General features: G+C 52.9%; 10 protein-coding genes. 5 read left to right on the top strand and 5 right to left on the bottom strand.

Annotation, left to right across the window (positions count from 1 at the left end):
* The first annotated feature begins 21 nt into the window (after positions 1-21).
* A complete protein-coding gene (locus OGV67_RS10450) occupies positions 22-1,347 on the top strand; it encodes an APC family permease (RefSeq protein WP_115614783.1) in 1,326 nt (441 codons plus the stop codon).
* 35 nt (positions 1,348-1,382) lie between these two features.
* Here OGV67_RS10450 and nhoA read toward each other — a convergent pair whose 3' ends face one another.
* On the bottom strand, positions 1,383-2,228 hold the full coding sequence (gene nhoA / locus OGV67_RS10445) for an N-hydroxyarylamine O-acetyltransferase (RefSeq protein ID WP_110494254.1): 846 nt from the start codon (positions 2,226-2,228) through the stop codon (positions 1,383-1,385).
* Between the two features lie 234 nt (positions 2,229-2,462).
* On the opposite strand from nhoA, the gene OGV67_RS10440 reads away from it, so the two are divergent.
* Both OGV67_RS10440 and OGV67_RS10435 read left to right on the top strand, forming a co-directional pair.
* Positions 2,463-3,032 (top strand): flavin reductase family protein, encoded by a 570-nt coding sequence (locus OGV67_RS10440; RefSeq protein WP_049009885.1) that lies wholly within the window; start codon positions 2,463-2,465, stop codon positions 3,030-3,032.
* Between the two features lie 107 nt (positions 3,033-3,139).
* Entirely contained in the window at positions 3,140-4,189 is a 1,050-nt protein-coding gene (locus OGV67_RS10435; protein ID WP_181899702.1) for a GGDEF domain-containing protein, read from the top strand.
* Positions 4,190-4,213: 24 nt separating this feature from the next.
* Here OGV67_RS10435 and OGV67_RS10430 read toward each other — a convergent pair whose 3' ends face one another.
* The gene (locus tag OGV67_RS10430) at positions 4,214-4,831 is read right to left on the bottom strand and encodes a glutathione S-transferase family protein (protein ID WP_286465479.1); all 618 of its coding nucleotides are present in this window, start codon (positions 4,829-4,831) and stop codon (positions 4,214-4,216) included.
* A 296-nt stretch (positions 4,832-5,127) separates the two neighbouring features.
* On the opposite strand from OGV67_RS10430, the gene ansP reads away from it, so the two are divergent.
* The gene (ansP, locus tag OGV67_RS10425; protein ID WP_115614780.1) at positions 5,128-6,627 is read left to right on the top strand and encodes an L-asparagine permease; all 1,500 of its coding nucleotides are present in this window, start codon (positions 5,128-5,130) and stop codon (positions 6,625-6,627) included.
* Positions 6,628-6,731: 104 nt separating this feature from the next.
* On the opposite strand, the gene yncE is transcribed toward ansP, so the two are convergent.
* Positions 6,732-7,793: a 7-bladed beta-propeller protein YncE gene (gene yncE / locus OGV67_RS10420; RefSeq protein WP_049009875.1), complete on the bottom strand. Its 1,062-nt coding sequence runs from the start codon at positions 7,791-7,793 to the stop codon at positions 6,732-6,734.
* A gap of 265 nt (positions 7,794-8,058) precedes the next feature.
* On the opposite strand from yncE, the gene pqqU reads away from it, so the two are divergent.
* A complete protein-coding gene (pqqU, locus tag OGV67_RS10415; RefSeq protein WP_115614779.1) occupies positions 8,059-10,182 on the top strand; it encodes a TonB-dependent receptor PqqU in 2,124 nt (707 codons plus the stop codon).
* 75 nt (positions 10,183-10,257) lie between these two features.
* Here the strand turns inward: pqqU and curA are convergent, their stop codons facing one another.
* Together curA and OGV67_RS10405 are read right to left on the bottom strand one after the other, a co-directional pair.
* Positions 10,258-11,295, bottom strand: a complete 1,038-nt coding sequence (gene curA, locus OGV67_RS10410; RefSeq protein WP_049008493.1) for an NADPH-dependent curcumin/dihydrocurcumin reductase — start codon at positions 11,293-11,295, stop codon at positions 10,258-10,260.
* A gap of 48 nt (positions 11,296-11,343) precedes the next feature.
* Positions 11,344-11,919, bottom strand: a complete 576-nt coding sequence (locus OGV67_RS10405; protein ID WP_012132365.1) for a helix-turn-helix domain-containing protein — start codon at positions 11,917-11,919, stop codon at positions 11,344-11,346.
* Positions 11,920-11,925 lie beyond the last annotated feature (6 nt).

Here is an 11,925-nt window from a genome sequence, read left to right as displayed (position 1 = left end):
TTATCGAGTAACGGGGGCGTTATGAATTCAAATAACAATACCGCAGCAAAGTTTGGTTTAATTGGTGCGGTTATTTATGGTGTTAACTCGATTATTGGATCTGGTATATTTCTTTTGCCTGGAGAGTTATATAAATTAACGGGACCTGCTTCAATTATTATGATTCTCATCGATGTTTTTGTGGTGCTTTGTTTTGCACTCTGTTTTGCTGAGTGCTCTAAGTATTTTGACAAAAATGGTGGAGCATATCAGTACGCAAAATTTTCGATGGGAGATCTCGCTGGGTTTAATATTGGTGTGCTTGGTTGGCTTACTAATGTTATTGGTTGGGGCGTTATGGCGGTTGGCTTTGCTAAACTATTTCTTGCCTTTTTTCCCGAACTCCCACTGACAGTTTCGCAAACAGCACTACTTATCATCTGGGTGTTTGCTATCTCAAACTTATTTGGTATGAGGACGTCTAAAAATCTCACATTGGTTATTACTGTCATAAAACTCATTCCAATTATAGAATTCTGTTTTGTCTCGCTATTTTTTCTTAAGTCTGGAATTGAAAATGCCAACTTCACACCATTTGTTCAACTCCCGACAGATAAAAGCTTATTTGATGGTGTAAGCCAGAGCACACTGCTACTTTTTTATGCCTTTCTCGGATTTGAAGCACTACCCATAATTGCGGCTGAAATTAAATCTCCAGAGAAAAATGTCTCTCGTGCTATTCTTATTACTGTTTTCTTTGTATCACTAATTTATTTTCTCATTATCGCAGGCGCTGTTGCAATTTTAGGTAAAGACATTATTCATTATGACAGCCCTATTCAGCAGGCAGCCAAATTAACATTGGGTTCGGTAGGTGGAAGCATAATAGCTCTTGGCGCAATCATTTCAATTGCCGGGTTAAACATGTCATGCTCGATTATCACACCTCGCATTGCCAGTGCTATTGCTGATGATGGTATGCTGCCAGGTATTTTTGCAAGAAAAAATAATGCAGGAGCACCTGTATTTTCAACTTTAATCTCAGCGCTTATCGCATCTGTTATTGTTATGAGTGGAACATTTGCACAACTGGCTGAGTTGGCGGTTTTAATGTTTTTCTTGCAATATATTCCAACGCCGATAGCGACTATCATTATGAAGTACCGCAGGAAGAAAAATAATGAAGTAGAGAAAGAAGGATTTGTTCTGCCTCTTGGATATATCTTTCCAGTATTAGCGCTGGCAATTAGTTTTATCATCATCTGTAACTCACGACCTGTTAATATTATTTTTATGCTGTCGTCAATTATCTTATCTAGTGTCGTTTGGTTTATTTCTTTCAGAAGACAAAGTGTTCGCAGTGAGTAGTCTGTTACAGGCCGGATAAGATCCGGCCTGTAATTTTATTTCCCTGCCTCCGGGTGGGTATCAAACGCCGCCATGACGGCCGCTAATTCCGCCTCGGTAAACCCGTGCTTCGCATCATCGACTCCCAGCCCAAACTGCTCCTGCAATAGCGCGTAAAGCGACGCCACATCCGGCACATTACGCTGTTCTATCGCATGGCCTTCCTGATAATGGGTGAAATGGAAATTGGTCAACGTCAGCTTACCGCCATCCGGTAAATGGCGGCACATCAGCAGGTGATGGCGAAAATGCGACTGCGGCCAGTGCGCTGACCAGAAGTTGCCCATCACGTAATCGCTCTGCTGCTGAACTCCCAGATCGAAGCAATACATCGACTGCCAGTGATCGTGATGGCGGAACTGCAAAATCCAGTTATTCCCCTCTTGTCGCAAACGGTATTCGCCATGCGGCGTCTGTTGTTCACATTCTGCCTGCAAACGGATGGGCGCGGTCAATGTCTGCCCGCCAAATCCGACGTCGGCAATCCACGGCTCGCCTTGCAGTTCGACCAGTAACAGCCGGTGCGTACGTGGCGGCAAGCTGGTCGGGTTTGTTAGTACGACACGCCCCAGCAGGCTGCGCACGGTAAAGCCTGTCTCCCGTAAAGCACGCTCAAACAGCCCATTTTGTTCGAAGCAATAGCCGCCGCGACGGGCGGTCAGCAATTTTTCTTCCAGCGACAGATCGTCGAGCTGAATTTCGCGCGGCAGTAAGACATCCAGATTTTCAAACGGAATGGTGCTGTTATGCTGCAAATGCAGCGCTCGTAAAGTGTCAAGATTAGCTTCGGCAGCGCCCGACCAATTTATGCGGGCAAAATAGGCGGTCAAAAAAGACGTCATAAGGCATTCCTGTCTGTAGGGGTTCACGCAAAAAAGCTGATTCTACGCTGATGGCGGCAATCTGTTACCCTGCCGCCTGACGTAATATGTCACGGATGCGGTTCTCAACCTGGAGTATGATTGATTTTTGGCGGTATTACGTACAATAACGTGCGTTGCACATGTATCCTTTAGCCACTATTTTCAATAGTGTCGTTACGATAAGACGATAATCCCCCTGAACGAGGCATACCTATGAGTCGTTTTCGTCCTGTAGAGCTACATCATGCCAGCCGTCTGTTAAATCACGGCCCGACGGTTCTGATCACCAGCCGGGACGATCGCACGGAGCGGCGGAATGTTATGGCGGCGGCGTGGTCTATGCCCGTCGAGTTTGAGCCTCCCCGTCTTGCCATTGTGCTGGATAAAACTACCTGGTCGCGCGAGCTTATAGAACGCAGCGGTATGTTTGGCATTGTGATTCCCGGCGTAGCGGCAACGAACTGGACGTATGCGGTAGGCAGCGTCTCTGGCCGCGAAGAAGATAAATTCAACTGCTATGGCATCCCGGTGGTAAAAGGCCCGGTGCTCGGTTTACCCATGATCGAAGAGAAATGCCTCGCCTGGATGGAATGCCGACTGCTGCCCGCAACGTCGGCACAGGAAAAATATGACACGCTTTTTGGCGAAGTGGTTTCGGCGGCGGCGGATGAACGTGTTTTTATTGAAGGCCGCTGGCAGTTTGATGACGATAAACTGAATACCCTGCATCATTTAGGCGCGGGAACCTTCGTTACCTCGGGCAAAAAAATTACCGCGGGCTGAAGGCGAAATGCCCCCCGGCATCCCCGTTTATCATCCACTTTTCAGATAACGCTATGGCTCAGGATAACAGAAAAGCGAAACATACCATCTGGACCACTCGCGAGGATATGGTGAGACGAGGAATGGCTCTCAGCCTGCCGTGGTTTGCTTTTGTGAATATCAGTTTTGCGCTGATGATCTTTTTTCGTGACGCGTTATTCCACGATACCCACGCGCGCTATCTGGCAGAGATGCGTATTGTCCGCACTATTGATGACGCCGTTATCGGCATTATGCTGGTCTGTGCCCTGCTGTTGATTACCTCCCGGCGGCAATCCTGGCTGACGCAGGGATTATTAATCACCCTTAGCCTGTTCTGGTCCTGGTGCAGTTATTATTTCATCAGCCACTGGCAATTAACGTTCGCCTATCCTCTCTGCGCGGTGTTATTACTCAGCGCCGTGATCGCACTCTATTTTCATACGCCGAGCGTACTCGCTTTTCTGCTCCCGCTATGGCTGACCGTCCCCGTCGCCAGCGTTGTTTTGAATCAGAAAGTGAATATTCATTTCGCGGTGATCTGGGGCATTTTCTCGCTTATTTTGCTGGGCGGCCGTTTTATGCTGATTCGCTGGTTTGATGAAGCCTGGCGACAGAATCAACACAACAACCTGCTTATTTCGCGCCTGGATAACCTTGCGCATCGCGACGCGCTCACCGGTACGGCAAACCGGCGCGCAATGGAAAAACTGCTGCATAGCGCAACGGCGCAGCAAAATGCGTTTGCGCTGATCATGCTCGATGTCGATTTTTTTAAACGCTATAACGACGCCTACGGGCACCCGGCCGGTGATGCCTGCCTGAGTCAGGTCGCGGATATATTCGCTCAGTCGGTGCGCAGCCCGGAAGATGTGGTCGCCCGCTATGGCGGCGAAGAATTCGCTGTTATTTTGTTTGACGCGACGTTGCAAGATGCAGAGCGCGTGGCGGCGAGAATACAAAAAGCGCTGGAAGCGGCGGCGATCCCTCACCCGGCGTCAACGATAAGTGACAGTGTCACGGTAAGTCAGGGTATCGCCTGCTCAGAGAAAGGAAAAACCGCTGAACAGACGATAGCGGATGCCGATGCCGCGCTGTACCGGGCTAAAGAGGCCGGACGGAATCGTTGGGCGCGCTGACGACCATCATCGGCGCCGCCCGTGCTAAATGATGTCGTTATTTTTCAGCACCGTCTGGAGCGGTGGATGCTGGCAGACCGCATCGGCAATCGCGCTAATGTTCGGGGCGTTGTCCTGAAACCAGTCATGGCCCGGCCCCCAGGTGCGCATCACGCACAGATAACAGTCCAGTAGCGTTAGCTGCCCGCCAAAGGCGTAGGGTTCCGCTATCAGCCGATCGTTGAGCCACATATACAGCGCCTTACGGTATTCAAGGCAGCTTTTCTTCAACTGCTCCGGGGCATTTTGCACCCAGCGTTCAGGGTAATCAGCATACGTGAATGTGGGATAAACGTTCGCTACCAGCCAGATTAACAAACGCTGAAACTGCTGACGCTCGGCGTGTCCGACCGGCGGCGCGAGATCGGGACGGCGATCGAGGATCATCAGCGCAATGGCGGCGCTCTCCGTCATGATTTCTCCGTTTTCCAGCGCCAGCGTTGGAACCTGGCACTGCGGGTTGAGCTTCTGGAGCAGATCCCGCTGCGGCCCCTCGGCATCAAACCCCTTCACATCGATAAATTGATACGGAATCTCCGCCAGAGTCAGCATGACTTCGCTAATTGCCGAGCCCCAGCCGGGTACGCCATAAACTTTGATCATGCGGCCTCCACAACGTGTAAAACGCTAAGTGTAGTTGATTAGCCGTGCTGCTGGCTGAATCGTGACCACAGCGCGGCTGAGCTGACCACACGTAAAAGCACGACGTCTTAACGCTGCGTTTCCGGGTATGTTTTGCGTCGTTTAACAATTGCAGGTAGGATGCTCCGCCGATGGTTTTATCCCTACCACAGAATGATGGGAAAAACCGTTTCAGCGTTAGCCAGGCAATCGTTTGGTTAGCAAAAGGTGCGGCACAAAAAGTATCTCTTCTGTCCGACAGGTCAACAGGTAACACAATGAAAACACACAATACAAACGCGCTTGAACAACATGCCGCGAAACGACGCTGGTTGAACGCCCATGAAGAGGGTTATCACAAGGCGATGGGCAACCGACAGGTACAAATGATTGCCATTGGCGGCGCAATTGGCACCGGATTGTTTTTAGGGGCTGGCGCACGACTGCAAATGGCTGGCCCTGCCCTGGCGCTGGTTTATCTGGTATGCGGTATTTTCTCATTCTTTATTCTTCGCGCGCTCGGCGAGCTGGTTTTGCATCGCCCTTCCAGTGGCAGCTTCGTCTCCTACGCCCGTGAATTTTTAGGCGAGAAAGCGGCATACGTCGCAGGCTGGATGTACTTCATCAACTGGGCGATGACCGGGATCGTCGATATCACCGCAGTGGCGCTGTATATGCACTACTGGGGCGCATTCGGTGACGTTCCGCAATGGGTGTTTGCCCTGGGCGCGCTGGCGATCGTGGGCACAATGAACATGATTGGCGTGAAGTGGTTCGCCGAGATGGAGTTCTGGTTCGCGCTGGTAAAAGTGCTGGCGATTGTCCTGTTTCTGGTTGTCGGCACAATCTTTTTAGGAAGCGGCAAACCGCTGGATGGCAACACAACAGGCTTCCATCTGATCACCGATAACGGCGGTTTCTTCCCGCATGGCCTGTTGCCTGCTCTGGTACTGGTTCAGGGCGTTGTCTTCGCCTTCGCGTCGATTGAGCTTGTTGGTACGGCGGCCGGAGAGTGCAAAGATCCGCAAACGATGGTGCCAAAAGCGATCAACAGCGTGATCTGGCGTATTGGCCTGTTCTATGTCGGTTCTGTTGTCCTGTTGGTGTTGCTGCTGCCGTGGAACGCGTATCAGGCCGGTCAGAGTCCCTTCGTGACCTTCTTCTCAAAACTGGGCGTGCCTTACATCGGCAGCATTATGAACATTGTGGTGCTGACGGCGGCCCTCTCCAGTCTGAATTCAGGTCTGTACTGCACCGGCCGTATTTTACGTTCGATGTCGATGGGCGGTTCCGCGCCGAAATTTATGGCGAAAATGAGTCGTCAACAGGTGCCGTACGCCGGTATTCTGGCGACGCTGGGCGTGTATGTCATCGGGGTGCTGCTCAACTATCTGGTGCCTTCTCAGGTCTTTGAAATTGTCCTTAACTTCGCATCGCTGGGTATTATCGCCTCCTGGGGCTTCATCGTGGTGTGCCAGATGCGTTTGCGTAAGGCGATTAAAGAAGGCAAAGCGGCTGACGTCAGCTTTAAGTTACCGGGCGCGCCGTTTACCTCCTGGCTCACCCTGCTGTTCCTGCTAAGCGTTCTGGTACTGATGGCGTTTGATTACCCTAACGGCACCTATACCATCGCTTCACTTCCGCTGATTGCCATTCTGCTGGTCGCTGGCTGGTTTGGCGTGCGCAACCGCGTGGCGGAAATTCACCGTACCGCGCCGGTTGTGCAGCAGGAAGAGAGTAAGCAGGACATGGTATTACGAGAAGAGACGGCGAGTTAACACTGGCAGCCCGGTGGCGTGACGTTTATCGGGATGTTGTTACGCAGTAAAAAGGAGGGGCAAGCCCCTCCTTTTTACTTAATGCTTACAGCGTTATTTCACCGTTACAGCGCGATGCGGATAACATCATCTGGCTGAGTGGCTTCCTGCTCACGGGTTGATTTCTGCTTCACGCTCACGAACAGCGTTTGCCCGTCCGCAGACAGCGCCAGGCTATTCGGGAATGTCGGCGTGTCGTAAGTTTTCACAACCTTATAGCTTTTCGCGTCAATCACGCTCACTTTACCGGCCTGGCGGTGCGTCACATAGGCTTCGTTGCGGGTCGGGTTGAACAGCACGGCCAGTGATTCCGGCGCGGCTACTTTTGCCAGCACATTGCCATTACGGGTATCCACCACCAGAACTTCAGCCGCTTTGGAGTCGGTGATAAAAGCGCGATGGCCCGCGGTGTCGAGGCTCAGGTTGATAAAGAAGTGCTCTTTCCCGTCATCCAGCAATGTCTTGCGGCTCAGGATCTTGTTGTCCGCAGTATCGATGGTGATGAACTCGCCGTCTGCGTTAGTGGTGTAAAGACGCTTCGCTTTACTGTCAATGGCCAGACCCGTGCTCATTTTACCGGTATTCTGGATGGTCGTTTTCAGGGCGATTTTTTCACCGTCAACCACCCAAATCACGCTCTCTTTACCGATACCGCTGATATATACGGTGTTGGTCGCATCATCGCTGACCAGTTCGCGTGGTTGCAGCGGACGGACATCTTCGGAACGCTTGCGCTCATCCAGCACCAGACGCCCTTTTACATCACCTGTTTTGGCATCGATTGCCGTCAGCGCACTGTTTACGGTGTTACCAAACCACAGCGTTTGCGTCGCGTTGTTGATGGTCGCGCCAAACGGTTTGAGATCGTTATGGATGGCCTGCGTCACCTCAAGGGTAACCGGGTCGAGGCGATAAACCACCCCACCTTTGTCCGTTTTGCGGCTTTGCGAAGTAGCCAGCCACAGCGCATTTTCCTGCTGGCTATAGGCCATTTCATAAGCGCCCTTGCCGACGGCTTTACGCAGCATTTCTTCTGCCGCCTGCGTGCTAAATGAAGACGCGACCAGCAGTGAACCTAACAGTAAAGAACCACGCAGGCGCGGCGAAAACAGATGACGTAAATGCATGACGACTCCCTTTGATAAACACGTTTGTAGCTGCTTCACATGGCTTCGGCGAGTGAATCCGTGTCCCACTCGCTGTACGTAGATGCGAATAGTAATCATTATTTAGTGCAAAGTGGAGCGTTTCTTTGCAGGCAGTCTACAATTTCTTTAATTTTTTCATGTTCCATTAACGCATCGTGCTATTAAATTTTTCATATATTTACAAAGTAATTAAAGTATTCATCAAATTTCATTTGGCACGTTTACTCGTGATTGGTTTTTTTTCATGAAGATCATTACCGCTCGTCAGGCCGCATTTCCCGCCCTTTTATTCCCTTTCGTTTTCTCGCCGGTGAGCCAGGCGGCCACGGCTGAAGATGAACAAACGATGATTGTTAGCGCGACGCCGCAAACGGTGTCTGAACTGGACACGCCCGCCGCCGTCACCGTGGTTGAAGGGGAAGATATGCGACTGGCGACGCCGCGTATTAATCTGTCTGAATCCTTAAACGGCGTGCCCGGTTTGCAGGTGCAAAACCGTCAGAACTATGCGCAGGATTTACAGTTGTCAATTCGCGGATTTGGCTCCCGCTCTGCGTACGGCATTCGCGGTATTCGTCTGTATGTTGACGGCATCCCGGCCACCATGCCGGACGGACAAGGGCAGACGTCCAATATCGATCTGAGCAGCGTCCAGAATGTGGAAGTGCTGCGCGGCCCCTTCTCCGCGCTGTACGGCAACTCTTCCGGCGGCGTGATGAACGTGACGACGGAAACCGGACGCCAGCCGCCGACGATTGAAGCCAGCAGCTATTACGGCAGTTTCGGTAGCTGGCGCTATGGCATGAAAGCCACGGGGGCGATGGGTGACGGAACGCAGGCGGGTGACGTGGATTACACCGTCTCCACGACCCGATTCACCACCCACGGTTTTCGCGATCGCAGCAGCGCGCAAAAGAATCTGGCTAACGCAAAACTGGGGGTGCGTCTGGACGATGCCAGTAAGTTAAGCCTGATTTTCAATAGCGTAGACATTCACGCGAACGACCCCGGCGGCCTGACCGAATCCGAATGGAAAGCCAACCCGCAGCAGTCGCCGCGCGCCGAACAGTTCAACACGCGAAAGACCATCAAGCAGACTCAGGCAGGCCTGCGCTATGAGCGTCAGCTCAGCGAACACGACGATCTGAGCGTGATGATGTATGCCGGTGAACGTGAAACCACACAATACCAGTCCATACCGATGGCGCCGCAGCGGGATAACCCCGCGCATGCAGGCGGCGTAATCGTGCTTCAGCGGCATTATCAGGGTATCGACACCCGCTGGACGCACCGGGGCGAGCTGGGCGTACCTGTGACGTTCACCACCGGCCTGAACTATGAAAATATGAGCGAAAATCGCAAGGGTTACGAGAACTACCGCCTGAATAACGGCGTGCCGCAGTTTGGCGTAAAAGGCGATTTGCGTCGTAATGAGCGCAATCTGATGTGGAACGTCGATCCCTACCTGCAAACGCAGTGGCAACTGACCGAAAAACTTTCGCTTGATGCCGGCGTGCGGTACAGCTCAGTCTGGTTTGACTCTAACGATCATTACGTTACGCCTGGAAACAGAGATGACAGCGGCGAGGCCAGCTACCATCAATGGCTCCCTGCCGGGGCGCTCAAGTATGCGTTCACCGATGCATGGAACGTTTATCTGGCCGCAGGGCGCGGTTTTGAAACGCCGACCATCAATGAACTCTCCTATCGCCCGGACGGACAAAGCGGCCTGAACTTTGGCCTGAAACCCGCCACCAATGACACGGTGGAAATTGGCAGTAAAACGCGTATTGGCGATGGTTTACTGACGGCGGCGCTCTTCCAGACGGATACGGATGATGAAATTGTCGTCGCCACCAGCGGCGGCGGGCGCACTACATATAAAAACGCCGGTAAAACCCGCCGCCAGGGCGCGGAATTATCGTGGGATCAGCGTTTCGCCGGTAACTGGCGGGTAAACGCCTCCTGGACCTGGCTGGATGCGACCTACCGCAGCAACGTCTGCAAAAGTGGCGATTGCAACGGTAACCGCATGCCGGGCATTGCGCGTAATATGGGGTTCGCCTCGTTGGGATATGTACCGGATGAAGGCTGGTATGCCGGCACCGATGCCCGCTATATGGGGGACATTATGGCAGACGATCACAACACGGCAAAAGCGCCCTCGTATACCGTGGTTGGTCTGAACACCGGGTATAAGTTTAACTACAGCAACTTAACGGTCGATGTGTTTGGCCGGGTCGATAACCTGTTTGATAAAGAGTATGTCGGTTCGGTGATCGTCAACGAATCAAACGGACGCTATTACGAACCGGCGCCGGGGAGAAACTACGGCGTTGGCGTCAATCTGGCATGGCGTTTTGAGTAAGCGCCAGAGCTAAAAAAGCTTAAAAAATAGCGGGGAATCACCCCGCTATTTTTTAATGTCATGCAGCGTCAATTCTCAGGCATCATCCGCCAGGCGAATCACGACCTTGCCGAAGTTCTTCCCGGTCAGCAGACCGATAAACGCCCCCGGCGCTTTTTCCAGTCCGTCGGTGATCTGTTCGCGGTAGTGGATCTTCCCTTCCTTGACCCAGCGCCCCATCTCCTGCTGAAACTCATGAATCCGGTGCCCGTAGTCCTGACCAATAATAAACCCTTGCAGGCGGATGCGTTTTTTTAACAGCGTCGCCATTAATAGTGGCAGCCGGTCAGGTCCATCGGGGAGTTTTGTGGCGTTATACCCGCTCACCAGACCACACAACGGGATACGTGCCGAAGTATTCAACAGCGGCAGAACCGCATCAAACACCTTACCGCCGACATTTTCATAATACACATCAATCCCCTGCGGGCAGGCTTTCGCCAGTTGTTCCGCAAAATCCGCCGCGTGGTGATCGAGGCATATGTCAAAACCGAGAATCTCGGTCGCGTAGCGGCATTTTTCTGCGCCGCCTGCGACACCCACCACATGACAGCCCTTCAGTTTGCCGATTTGCCCGACGGTTGCGCCGACCGGCCCGGTGGCGGCCGCAACGACCAGCGTTTCCCCTGCTTTGGGCTGGCCGATATCCAGCAGTCCCATATAGGCGGTAAAGCCCGGCATCCCCAGCACGCCCAGCGCCCATGACGGATGCTCAGGGTTGTCACCGAGTTTCACCAGCCCTTTCCCGTCGGAAATATCATAATCCTGCCAGCCGCTGTAACTTAATACCCATTCTCCCGGACGGTAATCAGGGTGACTGGACTCCACGACCCGGCTGACCGTTCCGCCAACCATCACGCCGTCGATCTCCACCGGCGGTGAGTAGGACGGTTCGTCGCTCATTCTTCCGCGCATGTAGGGATCGAGGGACAGGAAAATTGTACGTAACAGCACTTGCCCTTCACCGGGCGTCGCCACGTCGTCCTCTTCCATGCGGAAGTTGCTCTCAACCGGCGCGCCATGCGGACGCGAAGCCAGAACCCAACGACGATTACGGTATGCTTGTTGGCCCATGATGTTCTCCTCTGCTTGTGGCATGAATCCCTCAATAGTAGCCGAACATTAATTACCCGCGTGGTTTAAGCGCACAACCAGGTAAACGCATGTTTCCTGTGTCTCATTGATAAAACGGCAGTCGTTTGGTGGCCCCAGCTCCAGGCAGTCGCCCGCTTTCATCTCATGGCGAACCCCGCCTTCGACAAAGACCAGCTCTCCCTGCTGTAGCCAGATAAGCTGTCTTGCCAGCGCGTAGGATGCCGCAGGCATCGGTACGTCACTCCCTGCCGGAAGCGAGATTTGTACGAGATCGATGGGCAGGTCGCTGCGCGGTGAAACGTGGCGGCGCAGGTAGTGCGTCTGCGGGTCGTGCCAGACGGGTTGATCGGCAAAACGCAGCAGCTTGCCCTCCTGCATTTCTGCCCGCGCGATCAGCGTTGACATGCTGATGCCAAACGCCCCGGAAAGCCGCCCCAGCAACGTGGCCGTCGGGCTGCTCTCTCCGCGTTCGATTTTGTGGATCATGGCGCGCGATACGCCTGCCCGCTCGGCAAGCTCCGTCAGCGACCAGCCCCGCGATTCACGCTCAATGCGAATTCTTGCACTGATCCGTTGATTTATGCTGTCTTCGATAGTATTCATATCGTA

It is taken from the genome of Citrobacter sp. CK188 (genome assembly GCF_030333525.1).
Taxonomy (GTDB): Bacteria; Pseudomonadota; Gammaproteobacteria; order Enterobacterales; family Enterobacteriaceae; genus Citrobacter_B; species Citrobacter_B koseri.
Note: the sequence above shows the minus strand (reverse complement) of the source record. Positions and strands in the feature narration are given on the sequence as shown.

Coding starts and splice junctions, on each gene's coding strand:
- OGV67_RS10435 (WP_181899702.1), top strand. CDS start 3,140: ATGGTGAGACGAGGAATGGCTCTCAGCCTGCCGTGGTTTGCTTTTGTG.
- OGV67_RS10405 (WP_012132365.1), bottom strand. CDS start 11,919: ATGAATACTATCGAAGACAGCATAAATCAACGGATCAGTGCAAGAATT.
- yncE (WP_049009875.1), bottom strand. CDS start 7,793: ATGCATTTACGTCATCTGTTTTCGCCGCGCCTGCGTGGTTCTTTACTG.
- pqqU (WP_115614779.1), top strand. CDS start 8,059: ATGAAGATCATTACCGCTCGTCAGGCCGCATTTCCCGCCCTTTTATTC.
- OGV67_RS10450 (WP_115614783.1), top strand. CDS start 22: ATGAATTCAAATAACAATACCGCAGCAAAGTTTGGTTTAATTGGTGCG.
- OGV67_RS10430 (WP_286465479.1), bottom strand. CDS start 4,831: ATGATCAAAGTTTATGGCGTACCCGGCTGGGGCTCGGCAATTAGCGAA.
- nhoA (WP_110494254.1), bottom strand. CDS start 2,228: ATGACGTCTTTTTTGACCGCCTATTTTGCCCGCATAAATTGGTCGGGC.
- ansP (WP_115614780.1), top strand. CDS start 5,128: ATGAAAACACACAATACAAACGCGCTTGAACAACATGCCGCGAAACGA.
- curA (WP_049008493.1), bottom strand. CDS start 11,295: ATGGGCCAACAAGCATACCGTAATCGTCGTTGGGTTCTGGCTTCGCGT.
- OGV67_RS10440 (WP_049009885.1), top strand. CDS start 2,463: ATGAGTCGTTTTCGTCCTGTAGAGCTACATCATGCCAGCCGTCTGTTA.